General features: G+C 63.2%; 28 protein-coding genes. 20 read left to right on the plus strand and 8 right to left on the minus strand.

The window, feature by feature from the left end; all coding sequences use genetic code 11:
- Positions 1–81: 81 nt before the first annotated feature.
- The 6 genes from N7422_RS13915 to N7422_RS13940 all read left to right on the plus strand — a co-directional run bounded on the left by N7422_RS13915 (position 82) and on the right by N7422_RS13940 (position 4,946).
- On the plus strand, positions 82–1,281 hold the full coding sequence (locus tag N7422_RS13915) for a site-specific integrase (RefSeq protein WP_047337386.1): 1,200 nt from the start codon (positions 82–84) through the stop codon (positions 1,279–1,281).
- Between the two features lie 139 nt (positions 1,282–1,420).
- Entirely contained in the window at positions 1,421–1,804 is a 384-nt protein-coding gene (locus N7422_RS13920) for a type II toxin-antitoxin system RelE/ParE family toxin (RefSeq protein ID WP_047337387.1), read from the plus strand.
- A complete protein-coding gene (locus N7422_RS13925; protein ID WP_047337388.1) occupies positions 1,788–2,090 on the plus strand; it encodes a DNA-binding transcriptional regulator in 303 nt (100 codons plus the stop codon). The genes N7422_RS13920 and N7422_RS13925 overlap by 17 nt, the downstream gene beginning before the upstream one ends.
- Before the next feature lie 22 nt (positions 2,091–2,112).
- Entirely contained in the window at positions 2,113–2,931 is an 819-nt protein-coding gene (locus N7422_RS13930; RefSeq protein WP_058142534.1) for a TIGR02391 family protein, read from the plus strand.
- Positions 2,932–2,944: 13 nt separating this feature from the next.
- Positions 2,945–4,228, plus strand: coding sequence for a hypothetical protein (locus tag N7422_RS13935; RefSeq protein ID WP_058142533.1), 1,284 nt, complete (start codon positions 2,945–2,947; stop codon positions 4,226–4,228).
- Positions 4,229–4,235: 7 nt separating this feature from the next.
- A complete protein-coding gene (locus N7422_RS13940; RefSeq protein WP_047337391.1) occupies positions 4,236–4,946 on the plus strand; it encodes a hypothetical protein in 711 nt (236 codons plus the stop codon).
- Here the strand turns inward: N7422_RS13940 and N7422_RS13945 are convergent.
- On the minus strand, positions 4,909–7,557 hold the full coding sequence (locus N7422_RS13945) for an AAA family ATPase (RefSeq protein WP_047337392.1): 2,649 nt from the start codon (positions 7,555–7,557) through the stop codon (positions 4,909–4,911). The two genes, N7422_RS13940 and N7422_RS13945, sit on opposite strands and share 38 nt — an antisense overlap.
- A gap of 358 nt (positions 7,558–7,915) precedes the next feature.
- On the opposite strand from N7422_RS13945, the gene radC reads away from it, so the two are divergent.
- Positions 7,916–8,422 (plus strand): DNA repair protein RadC, encoded by a 507-nt coding sequence (gene radC, locus N7422_RS13950; RefSeq protein ID WP_047337393.1) that lies wholly within the window; start codon positions 7,916–7,918, stop codon positions 8,420–8,422.
- A gap of 70 nt (positions 8,423–8,492) precedes the next feature.
- Here radC and N7422_RS13955 read toward each other — a convergent pair whose 3' ends face one another.
- Positions 8,493–9,302 carry a hypothetical protein gene (locus N7422_RS13955; protein ID WP_047337394.1) on the minus strand — a complete coding sequence of 270 codons (810 nt, stop codon included), beginning with the start codon at positions 9,300–9,302 and terminating at the stop codon, positions 8,493–8,495.
- Between the two features lie 592 nt (positions 9,303–9,894).
- Here N7422_RS13955 and N7422_RS13960 point away from each other — a divergent pair.
- From N7422_RS13960 to N7422_RS13970, 3 genes are all read left to right on the plus strand, one after another.
- Positions 9,895–10,725, plus strand: a complete 831-nt coding sequence (locus tag N7422_RS13960; RefSeq protein ID WP_047337395.1) for a DUF932 domain-containing protein — start codon at positions 9,895–9,897, stop codon at positions 10,723–10,725.
- A 79-nt stretch (positions 10,726–10,804) separates the two neighbouring features.
- Entirely contained in the window at positions 10,805–12,850 is a 2,046-nt protein-coding gene (locus tag N7422_RS13965) for a ParB/RepB/Spo0J family partition protein (RefSeq protein WP_047337396.1), read from the plus strand.
- Between the two features lie 842 nt (positions 12,851–13,692).
- Entirely contained in the window at positions 13,693–14,007 is a 315-nt protein-coding gene (locus tag N7422_RS13970; RefSeq protein ID WP_047337397.1) for a DUF736 domain-containing protein, read from the plus strand.
- Positions 14,008–14,078: 71 nt separating this feature from the next.
- Here the strand turns inward: N7422_RS13970 and N7422_RS13975 are convergent, their stop codons facing one another.
- From N7422_RS13975 to N7422_RS13985, 3 genes are read right to left on the minus strand one after another with little or no spacing between them, the layout of a single operon-like run.
- Positions 14,079–15,098 (minus strand): hypothetical protein, encoded by a 1,020-nt coding sequence (locus tag N7422_RS13975; RefSeq protein ID WP_047337398.1) that lies wholly within the window; start codon positions 15,096–15,098, stop codon positions 14,079–14,081.
- Positions 15,095–16,348, minus strand: coding sequence for a hypothetical protein (locus N7422_RS13980; protein WP_047337409.1), 1,254 nt, complete (start codon positions 16,346–16,348; stop codon positions 15,095–15,097). Before N7422_RS13980 ends, N7422_RS13975 begins: the two co-directional genes overlap by 4 nt.
- Positions 16,341–16,634: a helix-turn-helix transcriptional regulator gene (locus N7422_RS13985; RefSeq protein ID WP_047337410.1), complete on the minus strand. Its 294-nt coding sequence runs from the start codon at positions 16,632–16,634 to the stop codon at positions 16,341–16,343. Before N7422_RS13985 ends, N7422_RS13980 begins: the two co-directional genes overlap by 8 nt.
- A gap of 317 nt (positions 16,635–16,951) precedes the next feature.
- Here N7422_RS13985 and N7422_RS13990 point away from each other — a divergent pair, with 317 nt between their 5' ends.
- The 10 genes from N7422_RS13990 to N7422_RS14035 all read left to right on the plus strand — a co-directional run bounded on the left by N7422_RS13990 (position 16,952) and on the right by N7422_RS14035 (position 24,434).
- Positions 16,952–17,302 (plus strand): DUF2958 domain-containing protein, encoded by a 351-nt coding sequence (locus tag N7422_RS13990; protein WP_047337399.1) that lies wholly within the window; start codon positions 16,952–16,954, stop codon positions 17,300–17,302.
- A gap of 348 nt (positions 17,303–17,650) precedes the next feature.
- Positions 17,651–18,421, plus strand: a complete 771-nt coding sequence (locus N7422_RS13995; protein WP_047337400.1) for a DUF2285 domain-containing protein — start codon at positions 17,651–17,653, stop codon at positions 18,419–18,421.
- A 111-nt stretch (positions 18,422–18,532) separates the two neighbouring features.
- A complete protein-coding gene (locus N7422_RS14000; protein WP_011241663.1) occupies positions 18,533–18,817 on the plus strand; it encodes a helix-turn-helix domain-containing protein in 285 nt (94 codons plus the stop codon).
- A gap of 26 nt (positions 18,818–18,843) precedes the next feature.
- Complete coding sequence (locus N7422_RS14005; RefSeq protein ID WP_113994982.1) at positions 18,844–19,689, plus strand: replication initiator protein A; 846 nt, start codon at positions 18,844–18,846, stop codon at positions 19,687–19,689.
- 253 nt (positions 19,690–19,942) lie between these two features.
- The gene (parA, locus tag N7422_RS14010) at positions 19,943–20,581 is read left to right on the plus strand and encodes a ParA family partition ATPase (RefSeq protein ID WP_047337402.1); all 639 of its coding nucleotides are present in this window, start codon (positions 19,943–19,945) and stop codon (positions 20,579–20,581) included.
- Positions 20,578–20,841 (plus strand): hypothetical protein, encoded by a 264-nt coding sequence (locus N7422_RS14015; RefSeq protein ID WP_047337411.1) that lies wholly within the window; start codon positions 20,578–20,580, stop codon positions 20,839–20,841. Before parA ends, N7422_RS14015 begins: the two co-directional genes overlap by 4 nt.
- Positions 20,838–21,395, plus strand: coding sequence for a DUF2840 domain-containing protein (locus N7422_RS14020; RefSeq protein ID WP_047337403.1), 558 nt, complete (start codon positions 20,838–20,840; stop codon positions 21,393–21,395). The genes N7422_RS14015 and N7422_RS14020 overlap by 4 nt, the downstream gene beginning before the upstream one ends.
- A complete protein-coding gene (locus N7422_RS14025) occupies positions 21,392–21,991 on the plus strand; it encodes a S26 family signal peptidase (RefSeq protein WP_047337404.1) in 600 nt (199 codons plus the stop codon). Before N7422_RS14020 ends, N7422_RS14025 begins: the two co-directional genes overlap by 4 nt.
- Positions 21,988–22,443 (plus strand): hypothetical protein, encoded by a 456-nt coding sequence (locus N7422_RS14030; protein WP_071567547.1) that lies wholly within the window; start codon positions 21,988–21,990, stop codon positions 22,441–22,443. The genes N7422_RS14025 and N7422_RS14030 overlap by 4 nt, the downstream gene beginning before the upstream one ends.
- Positions 22,440–24,434, plus strand: a complete 1,995-nt coding sequence (locus N7422_RS14035) for a relaxase/mobilization nuclease and DUF3363 domain-containing protein (protein WP_019396546.1) — start codon at positions 22,440–22,442, stop codon at positions 24,432–24,434. Before N7422_RS14030 ends, N7422_RS14035 begins: the two co-directional genes overlap by 4 nt.
- A 6-nt stretch (positions 24,435–24,440) precedes the next feature.
- Here N7422_RS14035 and N7422_RS14040 read toward each other — a convergent pair whose 3' ends face one another.
- The 3 genes from N7422_RS14040 to N7422_RS14050 form a co-directional block, all read right to left on the minus strand.
- Complete coding sequence (locus N7422_RS14040; RefSeq protein WP_008786730.1) at positions 24,441–24,707, minus strand: glutaredoxin family protein; 267 nt, start codon at positions 24,705–24,707, stop codon at positions 24,441–24,443.
- Positions 24,708–24,717: 10 nt separating this feature from the next.
- On the minus strand, positions 24,718–25,416 hold the full coding sequence (locus tag N7422_RS14045; protein WP_008786731.1) for a DUF305 domain-containing protein: 699 nt from the start codon (positions 25,414–25,416) through the stop codon (positions 24,718–24,720).
- A gap of 224 nt (positions 25,417–25,640) precedes the next feature.
- On the minus strand, positions 25,641–26,034 hold a 394-nt coding region (locus N7422_RS14050), incomplete at its 5' end, for an MFS transporter (protein ID WP_279807080.1).

Here is a 26,034-nt window from a genome sequence, read left to right on the forward strand (position 1 = left end):
GTGCTTTCCGAAATTTGACCCGGCTTCCCCTCGCGTGGCTCCCATGCGGCTCTTGGAAACCGGGCTTTCCGAGGAGTCATCATGGCGAAAATCAAGCTCACCAAGTCCGTAGTCGACTCGGCACAACCTCAATCCAAGGCCATCGAGCTCCGGGATACCGTGGTGCCCGGCTTCCTATGCAAGATCACCCCTGCTGGCCGCAAGGTATTCATGCTCCAGTACCGCACGAACGCCGGCGAACGCCGCAAACCCGCCCTGGGGCAGTACGGCGAGCTGACAGTCGATCAGGCACGCACGATGGCTCAGGAGTGGCTGGCCGAGGTGCGCAAGGGCGGCGACCCCAGCGCGGCCAAGAACGCTGCCCGTAAGGCTCCGACCATGAAGGAGTTTTGCCACACCTTCATGGAGGACTACTCCAGGCAGCGCAATAAGCCCAGCACGCAGCGAGGCTACCAGGGGGTCATCGACCGCTGCATCATCCCCATCATGGGCCGGATGAAGGTGCAGGACGTGAAGCGCCCGGACGTGGCCGCGTTGATGAAGAAGCTGGCCTACAAGCCGGCCGAGGCCAACCGCACCTTCGGCGTGCTGCGCAAGATGTTCAATCTGGCCGAAGTATGGGGCCTGCGCCCGGACGGCACGAATCCATGCCGTCACGTCCCGATGTACCCGCCGGGCAAGGAAACCCGGCTCATCGTGGACGATGAGCTGGTACGGATCTTCCGTCACTTGGAGCATTTGGAGGCGGAAGGGCTGGAGAATTACGTCATCCCGCTGGCGATCCGCCTGCAATTCGAATTCGCTGCTCGCCGCTCCGAAATCTGCCCGTTGGAATGGGATTGGGTAGATTTGGAGAAGCGCCGCGTCGTCTGGCCCGACAGCAAGACCGGAGGCGTTTCCAAGCCTATGAGCGAGGAAGCCTATCGGCTGCTTTCGACTGCGCCGCGCCGGGAGGGTTGCCCCTATGTCCTGCCGTCACCCAATGATCCGACCCGACACCTGACCTTTGGCGAGCACTATGGAGGTTGGAAGCGCGTGCTCAAGGCTACCGGCGTGCCGCATGTCGGCACGCACGGCATCCGCCACCGCGCCACGACGGACATTGCCAATTCGGGCGTGCCGACCAAGGTGGGGATGAGGCTGACGGGTCACAAGACCGTGGCGATGTTCATGCACTACGTCCACACCGAGGACAAGCCGGTGCGCGACGCGGCCGAGCTGGTGGCAAGCCGGCGGCTGGCGATCACGGGTGCCTCGCGCCCGGCGGAAGCCACTGCATGAGCAGCGGCCAGCACCCCGCCTTGCCTGTTCCGATTGTCGTGTTGGTGTCACGAGAATCGGGCAGGCCCCCCCTTCCAGGGCGGCTTCACGGCGAAGGTTTGAAAAACATGCCCGTTACGGGTATAGTTTGGAGGTCGACATGACGAGCATCCTCAAGCGCAGGGACTTCGCGCGGTGGCAGGCGAGTGAGAAGCTGCCCGATGCTGCCTTGTGCAAAGCGGTTCAGGAGATGGAAAACGGTCTGATCGATGCGGACTTGGGCGGCTCCCTCTACAAGAAGCGGGTGGCTCGCCCCGGTGGCGGTAAGAGCGGCGGCTACCGCACGCTGCTGTCAGCCAGGATAGGTAGCCGCTATGTGTTCCTGCACGGGTTTTCCAAGAGCGATAAGGCGAACGTCACACAGGACGAGAAGAAGGCACTGCAATTCGCCGGCAAGGTGTTCATGGAACTGTCTGCCGAAGCCTTGTCGATGGCGTTGCAGTCCGGTCTGTTATTGGAGGTGCATTGTGAGCAAGATCATTGAATCCCTGCGAGGTGACCTGGCTGCGCTTCATGAAGCGGGAGCGATCAGCAAGGTGACGATGCGCGAGTTCGACGCGATTTGCCCGCCTCCCGTGCGGGAGTTCGGCGCGGCCGACATCAAACGCCTGCGCGAAACCTTGAAGTTCAGCCAGCCGGTGTTCGCGCTTCACTTGCACACCACGGCTTCGACCGTGCGAAAGTGGGAGCAAGGCGAGACCCATCCCACAGGACCTGCACTCAAACTGCTGAACATCATTGCCGATAAGGGCTTGCAGGCCATCATCTGATGCCTGACAACGGAGACAGGCAGTGGCGACGCGAATTCCTCCTTTCAGCTCACAGCATCTTGAAGCCGCTTGCCGCGTGCTCGCCGATACCGAGCGCGGCCTGAGTGGCACACAGATAGAACGCCTGCTGCACGAAATCGAGGTTGCCGACACGTCGCCTGGCATGACCAAGTGGAAGCGATTGTTCAATGCGCTGGCCGGCGTACAGAATCAGCACCAGGTCGGTAACCATCTCATCATGTTCATCAATCGCGCGATGAACCCTGTGAACTACGCCCGCGAACCTGCGACGTTCGCTTGGCGGCGCGACGAACTCAACGTCGTGCTTGCCTTCTCCGGTTTCTACGTGCGCGAAGATGGCAAGGTCGCGCACGCCGATAAGACCACGACGCTCGATGCCGCGCGGGCCCGAGCGGGGCGACTCAGGGCTGCTCTGGAAAGCCGTGTCGTCCACGCGGAAGTGCTGAACTACTGCCGCGCGGAGTTGCTGGACGAAAACTATTTCCATGCCGTGTTCGAGGCAACGAAAGGCGTTGCGGAGCGGATTCGCCTGCTTTCGGGCCTGAGCGGCGATGGCGCTGAGCTGGTGAACAAGGCATTCTCAGGCCAGCAGCCCGTTCTGGCCTTGGGGCCGCTCACCACAGAGTCCGAGAAGAGCGAGCAGAAAGGCTTTGCCAATCTTCTGATCGGCCTGTTTGGCGCCGTGCGCAATCCGCTGGCCCATGCACCCAAGACGAATTGGCCCATGTCCGAACAGGATGCACTGGACATCCTGACGCTGGTATCGCTGATTCACCGCAAGTTGGATGACACCACGAAATTAGCGACCGTATCGCCATAAGGGAAGGCCAAGAATGGACGAGGCGATCGTTGTCTTCTCTCGAAAAGGGATTTTTCAGACCACGATCGCCGCCCGCGACGTTCGCAGCCGGGAGCATGCGCGCAAACTGTGGCCCCTGGTATCTCCAGACGCATCACGACAGATGGTGACATGGGTCAGCCCCTCCTTTGAAAGCGGAAAGCTGCGTCGGCGATCCCATTTTCGGGTGCTTCCTGCCCAGCACACCTTCAACCCCAAAGCACACTTCGACGATGAAGAAGCCAGTCGGTGGCGCGCCGTGCAGGAAAGCCCCGAACACCGGCGGGCGAAAGAACGTGTCGCGGCCGAACTCTCCCGACGCTTGAATGCCGGGCTTGCGATGCCGTGGGCGTTCAAGGATGCGGATGCGTCGGATTATCCGCTGGAAGGCAACTTGTTGCTCGGCGCCGACCGGGTGGCAACCGAGCATCCCCTGGAGACGCCGTTTGGCAGCAAATTCCGGCTCGACGTGGCTGTGCTCGGGCCGCCGGTCCAGGTCGAGCCGATGGTGCTGGGCGGCGTTGAAATCGAACTCGGCCACGCCTTCGACGGGCGCAAGGCGCTGATCGGGAAGTCGCTCGGATTTCCGCTGATTTCCATCGACATCACCGAGATGACGCTGGACGAACTTACGCCTGAGTGGGCACAGCGGGTACTGACCGCAACCACGCGGAGCCACGAGCAAGGACGCCGGCAGACCTACATCTATATCCACGACCTGCTGTACCCCCTCTACGCGCAATTGCCGGCGTTTCTGGACGACGAGCAACGCCATCAGTTCCTTGTGTTTGCCGACGATGAGACACTGAATAAGCTGGTGCGCTGGATGAACTTGCTCGCCGAAAAGCTGGAGTACCCGAAAGGTACGGTCGCCGTTGCTCTGGTCAATGGCAAGAACGAACAGTCGCGCAAAATGCTGGAACGCGCGGGACAGGTCGTTGGCCCCGACTGGAGTGAGTTCAACAGCCAGCGATGCCTACGGTTGACCGTGCCGCGCCCCAAAGGTCCAGCGGATATCCAGGCCCATCGCTTCCACATGACGATGGCGCGCATCCTGCTGTCGCACACAGATGCGCTCGTTGGCTACAAGTATTGCAATGGCGTGAACAACAACCACCCCGAAGAAGATGTGTGGGTTGCGCATCGCTGGATCGCCGACCTGAAAACTCATACCCAGCACCGCGTATTGCCGAAGCGGCTGGCCGAACCGATCAACAGGTTGATCGCAGTGGTGTCGGACCTGCATCGCAATCACGCAGCAACCAACCAGGAGGCATGACCATCCCATGTCGGAAATCATCCTGCGGGCAAATACTCCAGCGGAGCTAAAGGACAGGCTAGCCGAGTTGGACATCGATGTTCCCCCGCGGTCGGAGGGGCGCCGGAACCACCATGCAGAGCGCTATTGCATCGCGCATCTGCTTGCGACGCTACCGGTTGAACAGCTCTCGTTCCCGCTGACCTTGACCCATTCTGACAAGCCGGATTTCCTTTTGGCGATGTTCCGGGCCGATGTGGGAATCGAGCACACTGAAGCTGTGCCGGAGAACATCGCCCGCGCTGACTTTCTCCGTGAAAAGGAGGGCTTGGGGCCGGACGTCTACTTCACTCCCCATGTGTTGCCTGGGGAACCCAGAAAGACGGCCGGTGAACTCCGCCGTGAGATCGAGGCCGACGAGTCAGGCCCAGGGTGGTGTGGCGATTCGCCGGAGCGCGAATGGGCCGCCGCGATGGCCCACTACGTCAAAGAAAAGATGCCGAAGGCGACGGCCGACGGCTTCGTTCGATACCCCGCCAACTGGTTGATCGTGTATGACAACTGGCCGCTGCCAGCCATCAACTGCTCCAAAGCGGCATCGTATTTGGCCCCGCTTCTTGCTGAAATGGGCGCTTTTTCAGTGTTCGATACCATCTTTATCCATGACGATTCGCACATGTGGGAATTTCGTGAAACTCCACTCACCCAGGTGTTGCGGCCACTGCGGGCGCCCCACTAACGGTTGGAGCAGCCTTGCGCTTCTTAGCCGTCTCCACACCGCGCTTCTCAATCTGCGCCCGCCACATTTCCAGCGCTGTGATGTCGGCGAGAAGCTCATCGGGATCGGGGACTGCGATTCCACCCATCAGCGCCTTGTCATGTGCATAGTTCGAGCATTTCGTCATGCCTGCATTGACTTGGGCATAGTCGTCGTCATCGACCACGACGCCAGCGAGCCTTTGCGTTTCCACGCCCTTACGGAATCGGAGGATCACTTCACGCAGCAAGACTTCTTCGACAGCACGCTCCCACGCCATGCGTAAACGAAAATAGGCATCGATTGTTTGCTTTCGGTGTTCTTGCTCCTCACCATCCTTGTGCAGCTTGGCGATGGACTGCTGTTGGGCCTTTAGCGCGCCGATCCGCTTACTTGCATTCTTCCCTTCAAACGGGAGTTCTGGATCGGCGACGCCAAACCCCTCAGCGCGGCGAATCAGGCTTTGAGTCGAAATCGCCACGCCGGCAGTTTTGGCCTCCTCCACCAAGAGACATAAGAAGTAGATGTCATGGGTGAACACTACAACTTGACGATACGCGGCTTCGGTGGCCAGGCGCTTTGCTACGCGCTCTCGCCTGCGATGGTCGAGCGATGACACAGGATCGTCAAAGACGATGCCGCCTTTGCCACCGCTCAACCCGACTTCAGCCAAGAAGGAGCCGATCGCCACGGCGCGCTGTTCGCCCTCGCTCAGAATGTCACCGGGGCTTCGACTTTGAGGAAGTTCCAATTTCAGCTTGTGCAACGCCTTGCCTCTGTCGGCGCGGCTCTGCAGTGATACGCTCAACGCACCAACCCCCAATGCCTTGAACTCGCGATTCAGCGCTTCGGCGAGTTCCTTGGAAACAACCTTCTCGGCCATGTCCGATGCCTTCAGCGAGATGGCATTGGTCTTAACAGCGGATAGGCACTGCGCAAGTTTCGCTTGATGGCTGAGCTTGCCCACGGCCGTGACCACCGCGTCTCTGACCTCTCGCAGCTTGACCCGTGCATTCAGCTCCATGAACTGCTTCTGGAGGGTAGCGCGGGCCTTCTCGTCTGAGGCCTTTTCCAATGTTTCTGCCGCAGTGTTCAGCTTGTCGGCCAGCGCTTGAAGTCGCGGCGCGGGATTTTCTAGGGCTTGAGCAACGCCTTCCCACTGGTGTGAGAGCACAGCCGCCTTGATAGCCTCTTGGCGGGCTGCCAGCAGCGGCTCGAATGCCTTGACGTCCGCTGCCAACTTCGGGTCCAACGCTTCAATCTCTCCATAGGTCACATCGTCGAGATTCAACGTCAGGTTCTGCGCGATGAAAGGCTTGTACTCTGCATACAGTGCGGCCCGACGTGTCTGTGAAGTCTTCTCGGCTTCTTGCTGGATGAATGCCTCAAAACGCAGCAAGCGAGTAGCGCCTTCGGCCAAGGGCTGCTGGCATAGCGGACAAGGTGCATCTGTGCCTAGGTCGGGAAACGCCTTGTCCGGATGTGACTCGACGGAAAACTTGCGAGCGGCGTCGAACAGCTCGCGCCAAACCTCTCCCCCGGTGCCCGGCAGAAGATCTTCGCCTTCCTTGAATTCTTTGGCAGCAAGCGCGGCTGCTGCCTGCGCTGTGCGATAGCTGTCCGCCAAACTGCGCAGCTTTTCGACGACGGGATGGTCTACCAGCGCGCCTTTGCTGGTCGCGCTTGTCGCGATGGTTGTGACACGGCGAGCCTGCAAGCGCAGTTGAGCTGCCTTATCCTTCGGATTGTTCTCTTGCAGGCTCTTTTCCAATTCGGCGTGCTGCGCCAATTCTTCTGCGGTCAAGTTGGCTAGCGCGTCGATCTGGGCCTGAGTTGTCTTTGCGGACAGTGAGGAAATCAGCTTGCCGACCAGAGTATCGCCCTGCAACGGGGAAAATGCAGTAAGGTCGGCAGCGGACTGCATCTGCTCAGCTTCGACCATAGCCTTCAACTGCTTGCAGACTTTCGCCAACGCCTCAAATACATCGAGCCCGTAAGGTACGTAAGAGAAATCGTCTTCACTGTCCAGATAGGCGCGTGCACAGCGCGTGTCGAAGACTGCCAATGACGACAATTCAGGGGGAGCTACCTTGCCATGCGTCCATTGCACGTCCTTCGCAACACCGTCCACCAAGATTTCAAAGGTCGCCTCTGGGACGCCGGCTTGACCAGCGGGGAGGTGGGCATTGGGATGGATCGCTTCAGTTCGGTCGCGAGCGCGGCAGGCGCGCTTGAGCACCCTCGAATATCCTGATTTGCCAGAACCGTTATCTCCGTAGATGACGGTCATACCTGTTGCATTGAAAGGCAAGCGCTGATTCTCTGCAATCGCATTGACGTTTCTCATGTTCTTCATTGCGACCAGCTCGATGTGCGTCGCCACCGCAACGGGCGCAGGAATCTGGTCGGCCGTTAGGGGTTTAGGCTGACGGCCCTTCGGATCGGGAATTCCATGTGCCAGCTTAAGCAGCGCGAATAGATCTTCGTTGTCATCCATCGTCAATGTCTGCTTCGCCAGCAGGCGTGCGACGGCATCGCTTTGCCAAGCTGGCAATCCCTGAGTCCAAGCCAGAATTTCTTGCAGTATCGACATAGCCCCCTCCAGTCTTTGTTGCAAGTTTTACCCGATTTTTTCATTTTGTGCGTCTCTGCGTTTCGCCGTTGGGCTTGGGGGTCACGCCCCGCGCCTCGTATCGAGTTGTGGCCATCCGGCTTTGATCCCTAACGCCTCCGGCCCTGGTGGGCCTGCGCGCTCCACTTGCCGGGGGGCGTGTATGGCATGGAGCGGTCTTGCTGTTTCCCTTCACCGTACCACGGCGTTCTCGCCGTCAAGGGCGGCGCGCGCGTTGCGCGCTGGCGTCCTGGCGGCCGGCTTCGCCCCCTGACTGCTTGCGCTGCGCCGTGCTGGCGCCGGTTCCGGGCAATTCCGCCCGAGCAACCGGAGCACGATCATGTCGCAGTTTTCCCTCTCTTCCGATGCCTCGCTGCTGGTGCGTGACGGCCGTGGCCGCTATCGGCCGGCGTCGGCCGACCAGATCCTGGATGCCGCGCGTCGGGTCATCGACCAGAAGATGCAGCGCGGTACCGAGTTTAGTTCGCCGGCGACGGTCAAGGAGTACCTGCGCACCAAGCTCGCAGGCTTCGAGCACGAGGTCTTCGCAATCCTGTTCCTCGACACGCGCCATCGGCTGATCGAGTACGTCGAGATGTTCCGCGGCACCATAGACCAGGCATCGGTGTATCCGCGCGAGGTGGTCAAGGAAGCGCTGCAGCACAATGCGGCGGCGGTGATCTTGGCGCACAACCACCCGAGCGGGAATCCCGAGCCGAGCGCGGCCGATCGGGCACTGACCCAGCGGCTCAAGGAGGCGCTGACACTGGTTGAGGTGCGCACGCTGGATCACATCATCGTTGCAGGCGACCAGACGACGGCATTCGCCGAACTCGGCTGGCTGTGACGAAGGGGGCTTCGGCCCCCTTTTTGCTGCGCATCAGGGGAGATTGCGTTTTGCTGGCGACGGCACGTCGTCACTTGCCGCCGTTGCGTTCGCGCTGGCGAAGCCGCTTCACATAGGTGCTGTCCGCCAGCTCGTCTGGCCCAAGATCCAATGCGCAGTTCGCCAACGAGGCCAGGGTGCCGTCGGTAAGCTTGAAGCCCGTGGGTAGCAGCCCGTAGTTTCGTGCGCTGTTTTCCTCGATGGCGGCGAACAGGGCCTTGAAGAAGTCGGCCCGTGACGGGCGCGACGCCACGGTGGCCGCCGCAGTCAAAGGATCTGTGGCTTCCATGCCGGCGTTCTCCGCATCGGCAGCCAGTTCTCGCAGGAACTGATCCAGCGATGGCCAGTATTTCAGATCGAACTGGCCGCGAAGGGCATCCAGGCGATCCTTGACCCAGGAGTTGAACAAGTAGTTGTGCTCGGATGCCGCTTCGATCACGTCGCAGACGTGATAGTGCGTTTCGCTGCTGAAGCCGGAGGTGTTGTTCAACTCGGTGCGGCGCTCCAGCAGCTCCGCCAGTTCCTCGGCCTTCCGTGCGATCTGCCGGTTGACGCCGGCCAGTTCGTCGCGGGCGACGCGCGCCTCGGCGATCTTCTCCGGGCTCCAGAACGCTGCCGTGCTCAGCAGAAGGTCCAGGAAAACCTTGAGTGCCGGCGGACGCGGCTGCAGTTTTTCGTACAACTCGCCGTAGGCCTCCCTCAGCTCGACGCCGCGGGCGAGCAGACGGTCGGCGACGGCATTCTCGCTGGGCAGGATGCCGTGCTCGATGTTGTAGCGCTTTCCTTCGATGAGGATGGCTTCGCAGGCTTGCTGCGGGCTTGTCGTCTGCGGTGAACTCATGTTCCGTTCCTGATGTTGAAGACGCTTTGCAGCGTATTTAACCAAGGCGGGCTTGTCGGTACCCGAGTCTTCGTCTATCGGCTGACTTTCAGGTACCTCATGCGATCCGGGCGTCCCCGGCCAGGAAACGGCCGGTCGCGCTGTCGTGCTGCGCATCGAGCCTCGCTGCACGAGTCTCGCCCCCTTCGGGCTTCCATCGCTGACGCCTCCGGCCCGGATTCCTCGATCCGGGCCTGCGCGCTTCGCTTGCGTGCGGTTCAGCACACGAGGGGGGCCGTTGCCATGTACAGCCGTCTTCCCTGACCTCATCACCTTGTCCGCGACTGTAGCCCGCGTCCGTGTGCCGTCAAGGCGCGCAGGGCCGTGTCCTCGGCTGCGCCTGCGGGCCGCACCAACCCTGCGCTTGTTTCCTTGACGGCTCCCGTCCGCGTGCTCCTGACCGTCGCGGGCGATGAACTCAGGAAAGACGGTGGCAACAGGGCCAACCGGGTTCCTCGTGCCGACCGCACAGAACAGCCGAAAGGCTGGGCTCCGAATCTAGGAATCCGGTGTGCGGTTTGAACAGCAAACCCTTTTCGTCAGGAGAAAGACCATGCAACTCGCATCCCGTTTTGCTTCCCGTTCGCCGTCGCTGCGCAGCGACTACCCGCTGACCGATGACCAGATTCACCGCGTGGCCCCGTCCATCTTCGCGGAGGCCCCGCACGAAAGCCGTTCGCAGCGGTACGCCTATATTCCCACCGCCGCCGTGCTGGCCGAACTGCGCAAAGAGGGTTTTCAGCCGTTCATGGCGTGCCAAACCCGCGTGCGCGACGAAGGCAAGCGCGAACACACCAAGCACATGCTGCGCTTGCGCCACGCCAGCCAGATCAACGGCGCGGAAGCCAATGAAATCATCCTGCTGAACTCGCACGACGGCACCAGCAGCTATCAGATGCTGGCCGGGATGTTCCGGTTCGTGTGCAGCAATGGCCTTGTGTGCGGCGACACCGTGGCGGATGTGCGCGTGCCGCACAAAGGCGACGTGGCCGGTTCCGTCATCGAAGGCGCTTACGAAGTCTTGCAGGGCTTCGAGCGGGTGAAGGAATCCCGCGATGCCATGCGCGCGATCACGCTGGATGAAGGCGAAGCCGAAGTGTTCGCCCGCGCCGCGCTGGCCCTCAAGTACGACCCCACCGGCAACAAGCCCGCGCCCATCACCGAATCGCAAATCCTGATGCCGCGCCGGTTCGACGACCGCCGCCCGGACTTGTGGAGCGTGTTCAATCGCACCCAAGAAAACCTGACCAAAGGCGGATTGCATGGCCGCAGCGCCAATGGTCGCCGCCAGAAAACCCGCCCGGTGCAGGGCATTGACTCCGATGTGCGCCTGAACCGCGCCCTCTGGATGCTGGCCGATGGCCTGCGCCAGTTGAAAGTCTGAATCCCCACGCGGCAGGGGCCGGCAGCAGCCCTTGCCGCTTCTTTCGCTGCTGCATTCCTCACCGCAAGGAGTTATCACCATGAACGCCATCCCCCAAAGCGAAGCCCGCGCCATCCAAGTCCCCGCGCTGGAAACTGTCGACCCGACCAAGAACCTGATTCTGGTTCCGCTGTCGCGGCTGGTGTCGCGCCCGACTGGTCGCAACGTGCGCAAGACCCCGCGCATGTCCATCCCCGAGCTGGCCGCGAGCATCCAACGTGTCGGCCTGCTGCAAAACCTCATCGTCACCGCGACCGCTGACGACGAACCTTATGAAGTCGTCGTCGGTGGCCGTCGTCTTGCCGCGTTGAAGCTGCTGGCGAAGAAGCACCGCATCAGCAAAGAATGGGAAGTGCCTTGCTTGCTGGTGGCCGATGGCACCGCCCGCACGGCCAGCCTCACCGAGAACGTGCAGCGCGAAGCCATGCACCCGGCAGACCAGTTTGAAGCCTTTGCCGCGCTGGTGGCCGAAGGCCGGCCCATCGAGGACATTGCAGCGGATTTCAGCGTTACGCCGTTGGTGGTGCAGCGCCGCTTGAAGCTGGCGAACGTATCGCCGCGTCTGATGGCCGACTATCGCGCCGATGCCGTCACGCTCGACCAGTTGATGGCCCTTGCCATCACCGACGATCACGCCGCGCAGGAAACCGCCTTCTACGATGCGCCGACGTGGCAGCGGCACCCGTCCCAATTGCGCGACCGCCTTACCGAGCGTGAGATTGACGCCTATCGGCATCCACTGGTTCGCTTTGTAGGGCTGGATGCCTACGAAGCTGCAGGCGGCGGCATCCGCCGCGACCTGTTCGCGGATGATGATGCAGGTGTGTATCTGACCGATGCCGCGCTACTGGAGAAGCTGGCGCAAGACAAGCTGGCCGGTATTGCCGCCGAGGTGAAGGCCGAAGGCTGGGCATGGGTGGATGCCACGCCGAGCGTGACCCATGCCGACTTGCACGCCTTCCAACGCGTCCCGAGGGAACGCCTTGCGGCGAACAAGCGCGAAGCTGCCCGCATCGAGAAGCTGCAAGCCAAGCTGCACGACCTGGCAGAAGCCGTGGATGCTGCGCTGGATGCCGACGACGAGGAAAAGGCCGGTGTCTTGCAGGAGAAAGGCGAAGCCTTGGGCGAACAGTTGCAGGCCATCGAGGACAGTTTGCAAGACTACAGCCCGAACGTGAAGGCCGCAGCCGGTGCCATCGTCACCATCGACCGCAGCGGCGAAGCCGTGATTCATCGCGGCCTGATGCGCGAAGCCGAAGCCAAGGCGCTGCGCACGCTGGAACGCTTTCGGCAGGGTTTCGGTGGCGCAGACGCTGAAAACGAGGATAAAGCCGAGGACGACGAGCAGCCCAAGGCCGCCGCCATGTCCGACCGGCTGGCACAGCGGTTGAGCGCCCACCGCACCGCCGTGCTGCAAATCGAAGTCGCCCGGCGTCCGCAAGTGGCGCTGGCTGCGCTGGTGCATGGCATGGTGCAGACCGTCTTGCAGAAAAGCCACTACGGCCACGACCTGCCATTGGGCGTGAGCCTGAAGGTGCAAGACCGACTGGAAGGCATGGCCCCGGACTGGCCAGAATCGCCCGCCGCCGTCGCGCTGCGCGAACTGCAACAGGTAGCAGGCGACGCCTTGCCGGAGGACAGTGCCGAACTGTTCGCCGTGCTGCTGGCGAAGTCGCAGGATGAACTGGTGCGGTTGCTGGCCGTGTGCGTGGCACCCACGGTAGACGTGGTGACGCTCCGCGCCACCACGCTGCAACCCGGCGCGGAACTAGCGCAGGCCGTGGGGCTGGACATAGCCGCATGGTGGAAGCCCACCAATGAGGGTTATTTCCGGCATGTGCCGAAAGCCGCGATTCTGGAAGCCGTGGGCGAGTTTGCACCGGAGCATGTGACCCGGCTGGCGAAGTTGAAGAAGGCCGACAGTGCCAGCGAAGCCGAACGGCTGGCCGATGGCACCGGCTGGATGCCCGCCATCTTCCGCACCGAAGGCCCGCAAGAGGTAATGCCGGAAGCAGGCACGGAGCAGGACGGTACGGGAGAAGCTGCCGCCGTGGCGGATGAACCGGCCGAGGCATTGGCCGCGTGACCCTGCACCGCAGATAGGCGCTCCGGTTCCGACCGGGGCGCTTCATGCTGTCGAAACGAAGGACTCCCCCCATTCGCACCAGCTCCAGGCCGTTCCGCCTTGGAGCTGGCGGTCAAGAATCCGGGCGCGGCGGTAGCCGCGCTCGGATTCAAGGCCCAAGCCAAAACGCCCCTTCGCCGCCTTCGGGCAGGCGGCGAAGGGGCCGCGCACAAGCAGCCTTGTGCGCGAGAAACCCAAGAAGCCGGCAAGTGCGCCGGCGCATCGCGCCGCCGGTGCTTAGACAGCGCCCCGCTGCAATGGGCGAGGCTTGTAGGGCTACGCTCAGGTTTGCTGCGGCAGGTTGTGCGAAAGCGTGCCGTCCCCGACGCTGGCAGTTCGCTGCCTGGTCGTCACGAAGGACGGTTCACCGACACGCCGCACGGCCATGCCTATGGAGCTTCCACGCCACGCCTCAAGCACGTTGCCGCCTGCGACGGCAGGCGCGTTCTCGCCCTTGTCCTTGGTGGTTGGCCTTGCCCGCGTCAGGGCGCAAGCCGGTGAAGCCGTCGCGCGGGGATGCCGAGTCGGCCATGTCTCCATTCGGGGGCGGTCGGCCTGTACGTCCTTGTCTTGTTGTGAATCCTGGCGGGGGCGCGGCTGCGCCTTGGGCTTGATGGTCGCAACCTTCCAGCGAAAACAATTTCCCCTGCGCTGCGCGCATTCCTCGCGGGACAAATTCTTTTCGCTTCCAGGCTCTCCGCTGCGCTTCGACCGCAAGCGGTGCGGCCAGCCCATCCCCCGCCGGACGGATCACAACAAGGACGCACTGGCGCGACCTTGTTCAACCCGAAAGGAGAAACATCATGGCTAACATCGGCACCTTCATCGCAGAGAAAGACGGCTTCACCGGCACGCTCCGCACCCTGACGCTCAACGTCAAGGTCAAGCTGGTTCCCAACGACAAGGGCGACACCGAGAACGCCCCCGACTTCCACCTTCAGGCGGCCGGCCACGAGATCGGCGCGGCGTGGAAGAAAACCAGCCAGGCCGACCGTCCGTACCTGTCGGTTTCACTCGATGACCCTTCGTTCCCCGCGACGGTCTATGCCCGCCTGATCGAGAACGAGGACGGCACGCACGACCTGATCTGGTCGCGTAGCAAACCCAAGGCAGCCTGACGGCCGCCTACCGCGCCCCGCCCATTGCGGCGGGGCGCGGCATCTCTCAGTTCCAATCGCTCGCCTGAGCGTTAGGCGAGCGCAATCTTCCGATCTACGCCGCAAAAATCAGCGATCACCCCAACCACCGCCTGCGCCTGTGAAGGCAGTGCGGATGGCGTGGGAGCTTGGGGAGAGAAGGCTGCGGACTCTAACGCAAGTGCCACATCGAACGCCGCTGACCCCGTTAGGTTTCTGGCGAAGAACTCGGCCAACAGATCGGCTTTGACGTTACTAGCCTGTTGCTGAAGTTCCTGTTGTAGCGTATCAGCGAGACCAGGTTGAGCCGCAACACCTTCCACTAGTGCTGCCGCCATGCGACCGACCTTCTCCGTGAAAGCCTGCCCTGATACGCCGTAGCGTATTCCACGCTCGATGATCTGACGGCGTTGCTCCTGATCCTCAGCAATGAATTCCCTGAGGATGAAGTCCATCGCGATCATGAAATGCGAGCATGAGGCATAGAAGAGTCTCCACGCCCGATTTCCGGAGGCGATCTGGGTCAATAAATATTCGATGTCTTCAAGCCAGGCGTTGCATCCGTCGAAGTTCAAGGAGTGAAGCAGGCGAGATTTGCTTTCCTCATACCTGCCACGCCAGTCACCACTCAATCGGCCTAGAGAGCCCGATTCAAGATCCGCAAGGAAATCTTCCTCGGTGATGCGCTCCTTGTGGCTGCGTGCGCTATTGGTTAATCGAGAAAGAAACTTGCCATCCAATACCCGGACATCGTGTTGGAGGCCAAACTCGCGAACATCCGGCCTAGAATCCGTTGTCGCGACAATGCACGAGTCAAGATCTAGAACTGACTGCAGGCCCTTTGCCCAAAAAATGCGTTCGAGAGCCTGCGGTGTCTTCTTGTTCTTGATGTCGACGCAGATGCGTTCTCTGCTGAGAGGCGAATTGCGCGCGTATAGCCACAGATCGACATCCGTCACATCGAATCGATGGAATGTAAACTTGATGCCTCTGGCAACATAGTAGCCAATGCTTAGGAAATAATTCCGCAGTGCTTCCTCGGCGACAGAGCCCTTTAGTGGTTGGCTTTTCATCGCTTGAGCCCGCCGGTTCGAATTTCTTGGAGCAGGTTGCGCGCCTTCAGTTTCACTGCCTCTGTGGCATTTTTCCGCTGCACCTCTCGATTCAATTCCGGCGCGATGTATTCAGTGATACGTGCACCAGGAATATGCGAAACGCTCTCGGCCGTTATGTCGCCATCTTCGATTACGGCGAGTGCAAGACGCCCCACTTCCGGCTTCAGGAGCCTCATGCTGAACATGCCGTTATCAGCAGGTGTCACGGCGACGACGCCTTTGAGCTCAAGGGCCTGATAGTCGCTTCCAATAGCGGTGGCGGGACCGACGCTATGGCCTGCGATCAGCTTATTCATGAGTGCCGAAACCATCTGGATACGGCCACGGTAATAGCTGCTGACGGTCATCCCGTAGGTGAGCGAGGCTACCAGCGCCTTGGCCAAATCCAACGCGTCGTCCGCAATGGAGTTGCTGAATTTGGAGAATGCAGCCGGACGGGTAACGAAGTAGCTCTTTCCCTGATCATTACCCACGACGCTGACATCGAATAGACCAATGGAGTGAAGGCGTGCGAAAAGATCCTGCCCGAGAATCCTGTTGACCGTCTCCAATGGTAGGCAGCCTGTTTCTTGAAGCTTCTGATTCACTTCTGTCAGAAGCGCAGCCTCGGGGGCTTTCAAGGTTGATAGAATTGCATTGACCTTCCGCGCATCATCGCGCCGGAACAGGTTGCCATTGAAAAGTAATTTCTCTTGAGCCGAGATCGGCTCAGAGTCAAAGAAGCCGATGTTGGTCGCAAGATCCAGCGTATCGCCGACTTCCTTGCGTGAAAGCTTCAAATTATCGGAAACGACCTCGGCGATAGCTTTGTCCGTCGTGGGCGTCTCGGAGGCAATCTCTGATACGAAGATTACGGCTTCTTCATGTGCCTCGTGGCTGCTTTCATCGAAAATTCTGGATGTGTGCTCGAGCACGCTATGTCCAGTCAAACCGAGGACTTCCACCCCCCCGCTGCCCGGCAGGATTAGCTTTTGTCGCGCGAGTTCGGCAACGATTGCAGGGAGTTCCGTTTTGGGGCTGATGTGGTTGGCACGTGCGAGGGCTTCTAGGCGTTGTTGCGTGACAACGCTTTGCCTTTCCGCGGAGATTGCGGACAACAACGTGCCACTTTTCCCAGCGAAGGCGATCGAGTCAAAATCTTGGTTCGTTGTTGCTTGAAGTTTTCTTGCGTGGTGCAGCAACCACGCGCCTTGGGTCTTCTTATCCATGAACATCCCGTTGCTTGATAGATAGCAGCTCTTGTTCTATTTGCTTAAGCACACGCCTTACCTTGTCCATGTCGTCGCCTGCATAGGCCAGAGTCAGCAACGTGAGCGGATGCACGTCCATGACCTTGCACAGTTCGGTCAGCTTGTGCATGGTCGGGCTTTTCAAGTCGCGCTCCAGCGAACTCATGTAGGTACGGCTGGACACGTCGGAGAACGCTTCCTGGCTCAAGCCGCGCGCCTTCCTGACTGTCCGTATCGCCGTCGCCAATGAGTGTTTCGCTGCCACCAACTTGGTTTCCCCTAGAAAACCAAGATGACAGCTCATTGCACCCAATAGGGCTACAATCTATAGTATTCATTCCTGCTGAGCAATCCGCCTCATGCTTTTACGGAAATCCGCAACTGCGGATTTAGCCGGAGCCAGAGAGTTACTTCCGTGCCTTTCCTGACCCTCACAATTGCGCTTCTGCGTTTCTGTGCATGTACGGATTCGATGGCTTGCGCCTTCGTGCTTTCCCGCCAAAGCACGCAGCCGCTTCAGCGGTTCCGCGCTTCGGTGGAAAAGCGTACCCGTGCATCTTCGGATGCGTGGGGATTCGGGGCATGACCCAGCCGCTCGTCACCGCTGAACAGCGGGCGCAACTGCTGGCCGTCGGCGCGGCACGCACCGCTGGCCGGAGCATCGACCCGATGCCGGCGGTGCGACTGTTCACCCCTGACGCGCACGCCACCTGGCTGCTAGCCGCGCTTGACCCGGACGACGGTGATACGGCCTGGGGACTGATCGACCTGGGTATCGGCCTGCCGACGTTGGGAACGGTGAAGCTATCCGATCTGGCATCCATCGTCGGGCCGAGCCAGCATCCGGTGATGCGTGATCTCTACTTTCTGGCAGAGCGCCCGCTGTCGGAGTACGTCCGACGGGCGCAGGAGAACGGCTCGATCACGGATTGAGCGGCCACGAAGACAGAGAAGGCCGAGCCAAGGCGAGCACATTGTGACTATTTCGGTCTTGGTCAAGACCGAATAGATCTTGCTCGGCTTTATTGCACGAAATCGGTGCGTGCCTGACCGAAACAGACATGATCTTTGGCGCGGGTTTCGGCACGGTGCCTGATGCTGACTCCGATTTTCTGGCGTTTCAGCCGTCGCATCGAGACGATTTTCGCAATGCTTCGGAGCCAATCGGTCTTGACACCTGCCACATCAGTTCACCCCGACCCGATGACAGCTTGATGGCGATTCGATAGCTCCGTACGGCGAAATCCGTGGCGACGTTCCTGCTACACGGGAGGTTGCGTCATGGCCGAAGCGAGCGCCGAGCATTGGTATCCCACCGCCGCCTATCTCTACACACTGCACCTCGACGGCCCGGCACTGGCCTGGGAGTACCTGCGACGGAATCCCGATTACCGCCGCGACTGGCTGCGCCGTCGTCGCCGGCCGGACGCGGCGCAGGCTTGGGGCCTGCGCCTGCTGGAAGATCCCGCCCTGGATGCGCGGGACGCGCATCCGGCCTGGTTCCCCGATCACGATGCCGTGGTGCAGCTTCTTCCCGATGCCGATCCACCGCCCGAAGCCGCTGTCTTCGAATTCTGGCGCGTGCCTGGCCGCAAGCAACTGATCCACGATGGCAAGCGCCTGGTGCTGGTGTCGCACTGGCCCGGCTGCTGCTTGCGGCTCGCACTTGCGCCCGGCCTGGAAGACGGCATGGCGTATCTCTACGCCACCCGTGCTTGCGCCGCGCCTTGCGCGCGCTATCGCACGCTGGCGGCCGAGCTGGATGCGCTGTCCGCCGCGACCGTGGCCGCGCCTGCGGCAGCGGCCCGCTCCCGGCCTACGCCGTCCGCGGTGCTGGAGCTACACAGCTTGCAGGCGCTCGACGCGACCCTGGCGGGCGCATCCTTACGCGAGGTGGCCGAAGGACTGTTCGGCACCGATATCGTCGTGGCCGATTGGCACAAGGACAGCGCCTTGCGCGCCCGCGTGCGCCGGCTGGTGCGGCGTGGCGAGGCGTTGATGCGCGGCGGCTATCGCAGCCTGGCGCAGCTTCCGCCAGTTGCATCGCAGTAAGGGGGACGTTTTGCAGTCCCTGCAATTCGTCCCTTAGCAGGAAGCCCGGATTTCTCGAAAGTGCCTCTATCCGGTCGCGTGGTGTGGCCGGGCTTGATGGAGGACCATCCCATGCGACCCGCTCCCTTGCGGCCTGCCGCCGCTGCTGTCGCTGCGCCCGCGCAGCCCCAACGCTACCTGACCAACGACGAAGCCGCCGACTACCTGCGCCTTTCGCCGCGCACGCTGGAAAAGCAGCGCGTGATCGGCGGCGGGCCGAAATTCCGCAAGTTCGGCCGCCGCGTCATGTACGCGGTGTCCGACCTCGACGCCTGGGCCGATGCGCGCAGCTACGCGGCTACGTCCGATCCCGAGTACGCCGAGCGCCACGCGGGCGACTACCGTGATGGTCGCTGACCTTCGGCGCGTGGATGGCCTTCGCCATGCCCAGCCCGCCAGGGCAAGCCTTGCCGCAGCGCGAACAACTCGACCTGTTCCGCGCGCTGCCGGGCGACATGGCGCCGCGCGACAGCCAGGACTTGATGGCCTTTCCGTTCTTTTCGCTCGCCAAGTCGCGGCGCACAACGCCGATCGACTTTCGCACTGGCGGTATCACCATCCGCGTGGAAGGCACGCAGGAGCATGGCATCGCCACGATCTGGGATGCCGACATCCTGATCTGGGCCGCCAGCCAGATCGTGGAAGCCCGCGATGCGGGCATACCGACCTCGCGGCTGATGCAGGTGCGCCCCTACGAGATCCTGCGCTTCATCGGGCGCGGTACGTCGCTGCGCGACTACCAGCGCCTGAAAGCGGCGCTCGACCGGCTGCAATCGACCACGGTGGCCACGTCCATCCGCGAAACCACGGGAAGGCGTTTGCACCGCTTCTCGTGGATCAACGAGTGGAAGGAACTGGCCGATGCCAGCGGCACGCCGCTGGGCATCGAACTGATCCTGCCGGACTGGTTCTATGCGGGCGTGGTGGACGCGGCCCTGGTGCTGACCATCGACCCGACGTATTTCCGGCTCACCGGTGGCATCGAACGCTGGCTGTACCGATTGGTGCGCAAGCATGGCGGGCGGCAAGAACACGGCTGGCAATTCGACTTTCAGCACCTGTACCGCAAGTCGGGCAGCGTAGCGCGCTTCTACGACTTCGCCGCCGATTTGCGCGCCCTGGTGGCGCGGCAATCGTTGCCCGGCTACGTCTTGGGCATCGAGCGGATGCCTGGCGAGAAAACCGAGCTGCTGACCTTCCGGCCCGTGCTGCCTACGGCACGGGGATAAGTGCGGGAAAACCTGTGGATTCACTCGTGCTATCAGGCAACAGGAGGCTCGTGCTATCAGGCAACACATCCTCGTGCTATCAGGCACAAAAATCGGCTGAAAACCCGCGCCATTGCTGGCTTTGCGCGCCCTCTAACATACCTAACAAGAAATACATAACTTTTAGTAGAAGCGCGCCGCTTCGGTGGACAACTGCGAAACGGCACCACGCGCAACAGCCAAAGCCCGGCTTTCCAACCCGGAGGGCCGCGCCATGATCGTCGCGCTGCTCAACCAGAAAGGCGGTGTCGGAAAGACCACGCTCGCCACGCACCTCGCGGGCGAACTCGCGCTGCGCGGCCAGCACGTCATCCTGCTGGATGCCGACCCGCAGGGTTCTTCGCTGGACTGGACGCAGCGCAGAAGCCAGCAGGGCTTGCCACGGCTGTTCAGCGTCGTGGGCCTCGCCCGCGAAACGCTGCATCAGGAAGCGCCGGAGCTGGCCCGCCGCGCCGATCACGTCATCATCGACGGCCCGCCGCGCATCGCCGCCTTGGCGCGCTCCGCGCTGCTGGCGGCCGAGCGCGTGCTGATCCCGGTGCAGCCCAGCCCCTACGACCTGTGGGCCAGCGCCGAGATGGTGGCGCTGATCCGCGAGGCGCAGGTGTTCCGGCCTGCACTGCGCGCGGCCTTCGTCATCAACCGGCGCGTCAGCACCACCATCATCGGCAGGGAAGCGCGGCAGTCGCTGGCCGAACAGCCGCTGCCGGCGCTGCGTAGCGAAGTACGTCAGCGCATCGTCTTCGCCGACAGCGTGGCCGCCGGCCGGCTCGCCCGCGAGACGGCACCCGACAGCGTCGCCACCCGCGAGATTGCCGCGCTCGCCGATGAACTGCTGCGGTGGCCGACATGAGCAGCCCGCGCAGCAAGCGCGTTGGCATCGGCGCACGTCCGCCCGCGAATCCGCACGCCGAGGCGTGGATTCGCCAGGGCGATGCCGGTGCGCTCAACAAGGGCGACCTCTACACCGCACGCCTGACGCTCGACGTGACGCCCGCGCTCCGCGCGCGCATCAAGATCGCCGCCTTTGGCCAGGGCGTGACCGTGGCCGAACTGCTGCGCGGCCTGCTGGAGCGCGAGTTTCCCGACAAGCGCCTGGAGAACCCGCCATGAACGCATCCGCCTTGCCTGCCGCTCACGCGGCGACGGCTGCACCGGCTGCTGCGCCGCCGCCTTCGCTTTCGGCACTCGCCGGCCAGGCCGGCAGCGTGCCGCTGACTCGCGTATCGCTCGCTTACATCGAACCGCGCTTCAAGCTCTACCTGCGCTTCGGTGAGCCGGCGCGCACGCTGCGGCTCGACCGCTGGCGGCGCTGCGCGGTGTTCCTGCCGCGAGCCATGTTCTGCCGCGTGCGCTGGGAGGCCAACGACTACGGCACGATCCGCTGGCAGCTCATGGTGATGCAAGCCGCCACGCCGCTGGACGACATGCAGCGCATCCCCGGCGTGCGGCCGGGCGCACGCCTGCTGCTGCACGCCGAAGGCGAGAACGCGGTGCGTTCCGTGCTGGAATGCATCGACGGCATCGACGCGCAAGGCATCGCCGCCATCGATGTGTCGCCCGCGTACTGGCGCACGCTGGGCAACCGTCTGGCGGCCCGTCTGCCGCTGCCCGAATACACCGCCGAGCGGTACGCCGCCTGGCTGGCCGGGAGGGCGCTGCCATGACGACCCAATCCACCACCGCGCGCACGCACGAAGCCGCGCCGCATCCTCGCTCGCGCCTGCGCGCTCGCATCGTGCTGGCGTGCTTCGCCGCCGTCGGCCTCGCTGCGCTGGCCTGGGCGGCTTTCGTGTCGCCGCTGCCGCGTCTGACCTACAACCCGTCCGACAGCGTGGCGGTCGGTTGGTATCGCATCGAGCCGTTCGACCCGCGCACCGCCTCGCTGCCACGTCCGTTGTCCGTGGACAGCATCGTGCTGGTGCCGCTGCCCGATAGGGCCGCCATGCTGGCTGCGCATCGCGGCTACCTGCCGATGCGCATGCCGCTGCTCAAACGTGTGGGCGCGGTCGCGCCGCAACACGTTTGCATCGTCGCCGGGCAGGTAAGCATCGACGGCGTGCCTGCGGCCGCCGCGCTGCCTGCCGACCGGCTGGGCCGGCCGCTGCCATCCTTGCAGCTTTGCCGCCGCCTCGAACCGGGCGAGCTGTTCCTGTTGAGCGTGACCAATCCGGCGTCGTTCGACAGCCGCTATTTCGGGCCGGTCAGTGCGTCCGCCGTGATCGGCGTCGCGCATCCGGTCTGGCTGGAGACAAGCCCATGATGGCCGCCGATTCGCAGCACGTTGCCGTGCCTCTCATCGTGCCATCGGGCAAGTCGTTCCGGCTGCTGCCGCCGTGTCGTCGCGCGTGCAGCGCGAGCGCATCCGCGCCGCGCTTCGCGCAACATCCGGCGCAGCCGTCCAACGTGCAGGCGTCTTACCTCGAACGCGCCCAGCCTGCGGCCATTGGCGCGTTCGCCGGCGCGCTGGCTGCTCGCGCAGCGGCGCCGCCGGGCCGCCGCTGCCCGGAGCGACAGCGAAGGGCAAAGGCGGAAGGCAAGACAAAAGGACGCGGCACCGGGCCGCGTCGAAAGCCAGTCTGCACATGGGGGTGGCGCGGCACGGAGCGGCTTTGCCGCCGTGCCGCGTTCGGCGCGAAGGTCGCGCCAATGCAGGCATGTCCGCGTGCTTCGCACGACAGGACACGCCAGAGCTTGCAGGGAGCGCAGCCATGACCGACCGCCGCGACGACGATTTCCGCGTGCGCCCCAGCGCCCCGAAGAACCGGGGCAAGGGCCAGGGGCAGAGCTTCGTTTCCAAGGTGCTCAAACAGGCGGGCAAAGCCAGCAGCGGCAAGTCCACGGTGCGCCGTCCGGCATCGGCGAGTGGCACCGGCCAGCGGCCCGGCTCGCGCCTGGGGCGCGGCCACACGGCAGCACGCTTCGCCGGGGCGAAGCTGACGCCTATGTCGCGGCGCGCGACCATCAAGACGCTGCTGGTGAACCACCAGCGGGCCAGCCCGCAGTCGCTCGCCAAGCACCTGCGCTACATCGAGCGCGACGGCGTGGGCCGCGACGGCGAGCCGGGCCAAGCCTACGGGCCGCAGACAGACGTGGCCGATCTCGACGCCTTCAAGGAACGCTGCGCCGACGACCGGCACCATTTCCGCTTCATCCTCTCGCCCGAGGATGGCGCGGAGCTGGAAGACCTGCGCACCTACACGCGGCACCTCATGGGCCGCATGGAGGCCGACCTGGGTACGGGCCTCGATTGGGTGGCCGTGAACCACTGGAACACCGACAACCCGCACACGCACATCGTCGTGCGCGGGCGCGACGACACCGGCAAAGACCTCATCATCGCGGGCGACTACATCGCCGATGGCTTCCGCTATCGCGCCGCCGAGCTGGCGACCGAATGGCTGGGGCCGCGCACCGAACTGGAGATCCAGCAGACCTTGCAGCGTGAGGTGGAGCAAGAGCGGTGGACGAGCCTGGATCGCACCCTCAAGCGTGAGATAGGCGAGGCCGGCGGCGATGGCCTGGTGCGCGTCGAAAGGTTCAACGCCCCCCGCTTGCAGCGCCAACGCCTGATGCTAATCGGCCGCCTGCAACACTTGCAGCGCCTGGGCCTGGCCGACGAGACGCAGCCCGGCACCTGGGCCATCCATGCCGATGCGGAAAAGACATTGCGCGCGCTGGGCGAGCGCGGCGACATCATCCGCACCGTGCAGCGGGCCATGCGCGGCGAGCCGCGCGAGCTGGCCGTGTTCGAGCCGGGGGACGATGGCCGAACCATCCTCGGCCGTGTGGCCGCGAAGGGGCTGGCCGACGAGCTGCGCGACCGGGGCTATCTGGTCATCGACGGGGTGGACGGCAAGGCCCATTACGTCGCGCTCAACGCCCGCGACGAGCTGGCGAACTACCCGAGCGGCGCCGTGGTGGAGGTGAAAGGCTCGGCCGACGTGCGCGCAGCCGACAAGAACATCGCCGCGCTGGCGAGCGATGGCCTGTACCGCACTGACCATCACCTGGCGATCGGGCAGGGCCGGGCCAAGGCCGGACGCGACCCGCAAGAAGTCGTCGCCGCCCACATCCGCCGGCTGGAGGCCCTGCGTCGGGCCGGCATTGTGGAGCGCGTTGCCGAAGGGCTATGGAAGGTGCCGGACGACCTGGCCGAGCGTGGCCGCCAGTACGACGCGCAGCGCCTGGGCGGCGTGGCCGTGGAGCTGAAATCGCACTTGCCCATCGAGCGGCAGGCCCGCGTGATCGGGGCCACGTGGCTCGACCAGCAGTTGATCGGCGGCGGCTCGGGCCTGGGCGACCTGGGCTTTGGTGGCGAGGCCAAACAGGCCATGCAACAGCGCGCCGACTTCCTGGCCGAACAGGGGCTGGCCGAGCGGCGCGGGCAGCGCGTGATCCTGGCGCGCAACCTGCTGGGCACACTGCGCAACCGGGAACTGGCACAGGCCGCGAAGGGCATTGCCGCTGAAACCGGCCTGGAGCATCGCCCGGTGGCCGACGGGCAGCGCGTGGCTGGCATCTACCGGCGCAGCGTCATGCTCGCCAGCGGGCGCTACGCGATGCTGGACGACGGCATGGGATTCAGCTTGGTGCCGTGGCGGCCGGTGATCGAGCAGCGGCTGGGGCAGCATATCGCCGCCGTGGTGCGCGGTGGCGGCGTATCTTGGGAGCTTGGACGGCAGCGCGGGCCAAGTATTTCTTGAGACCCTTCATCTACTTGTCGAACGGCCGAGCGCCTTCATCAGCCCCGGCTTCTGGCTCGCAAAGGTGCCATAGAAGACCTCATTACCGATGAGCGTGATCGGAGCCACGCGCACGCCGGTTCGTGACTTGGCTTCCGCAGAAATCTTCGGGTCGGTCAGGTCGCGTTCTTCAAACACGATGCTCTGCTGGGACAGCCACTCCTTCAGCACCCGACAGTCCGGGCAGGCTGGAGTGCTATAGATGATGATGCGCGGGGTGCTGGCTTGGTTCATGGTCGTGCCTTCACTTTCCCCGAGCGGCAAGCCAGCTCTTCATCATGGCGATCTCTCCTTCCTGCGCAGAGATAACCTCCTGAGCCAACTCGCGGACCTCCGGGTCCTTGCCGTACTGCAACGCCACCTTGGCCATGTCGATCGCGCCCTGGTGATGCGGGATCATGCCGCGCATAAAGTCCACATCGGCATCGCCGCTGAAGTCAATCATCATGTCGGCGTGCATGCGGTCATTGCCGGCACGGTAGGCGGTCGTCGAGGCGTCGCCCGAGCTGCCGGTCGCCGCCTGTTGGCCGCGTTCTCCAAGCCACTTATTCATCATGGCGATCTCGCCTTCCTGCGCAGAGATAACCTCCTCAGCCAACTTGCGGACCTCCGGGTCCTTGCCGTACTGCAACGCCACCTTGGCCATGTCGATCGCGCCCTGGTGGTGCGGGATCATGCCGCGCATGAAATCGACGTCGGCGTTGCCAGTGAACTGCGCTCCCATCCCCGCGTGCATCTGGTCGTTCACGGCGCGATACGCGGTCGTGGAAGGGCTGTCATTGGCCGAGGCGCTGGAGGGCATCGCGTGCCCTTGGTGATCTCCGCTCGCATTGGCCTGCATCACTTCACCCGACGGGACCACCTTCTTCTGAACGGCCATCAGGCCGATGGCGACCACGACGGCGCCCGCAATGAACAACAGGCTGAACTTGTTGACTCTCATGAAAAACTCCTTGAATGAGATTGATGGAGTCACTGTAGGGCTTCCCATTGTTGGAAGGTCAAGCCCCTCATTTCGCCGTTGATGCCGATGAAGACCCTCGGCGCAAGATCCAGTCCTTCACTTCCGCCGCCTACGACAACGCGCTGTCGAAGCTGCAGCGGTGGAAGCAGGTGATGTAGCGCCTGAGGCGACCGCTAGATGGAACACCTCCCGCATCGGCCCGATCAGCCCGGACCTAGCCGCACCGGCTTTCGCGCGGTCTGCCACAGCAGCGGCACCAAGATCAGCGCCAGGGCCGGGAAGATCATCCAGTTGACCGCCTGCCAGCCCGAGCTGTGCAGGATCGATCCCGCGAGGAACGACACGGCCGCCGTGGCGGCGAAGACGAAGAAATCGTTCATGCCCTGCGCCTTGCTGCGCTCGGCCGGGGTGTGGCAATCGGTGACCACCGCCGTCGCGCCGATGAAGCTGAAGTTCCAGCCGATGCCCAGCAGCGCCAGCGAGCCCCAGAAGTGGGACAGGCCGAGCCCGCCCAGGGCCACCACCCCGGAGGCGGCGAGCAGCACCATGCCCACGGCGGTCACGCGCTCCTTGCCGTAGCGCACCATCAGCCGCCCA

The organism is Pseudomonas sp. GD04091, assembly GCF_029836165.1.
Taxonomy (GTDB): domain Bacteria; phylum Pseudomonadota; class Gammaproteobacteria; order Pseudomonadales; family Pseudomonadaceae; genus Aquipseudomonas.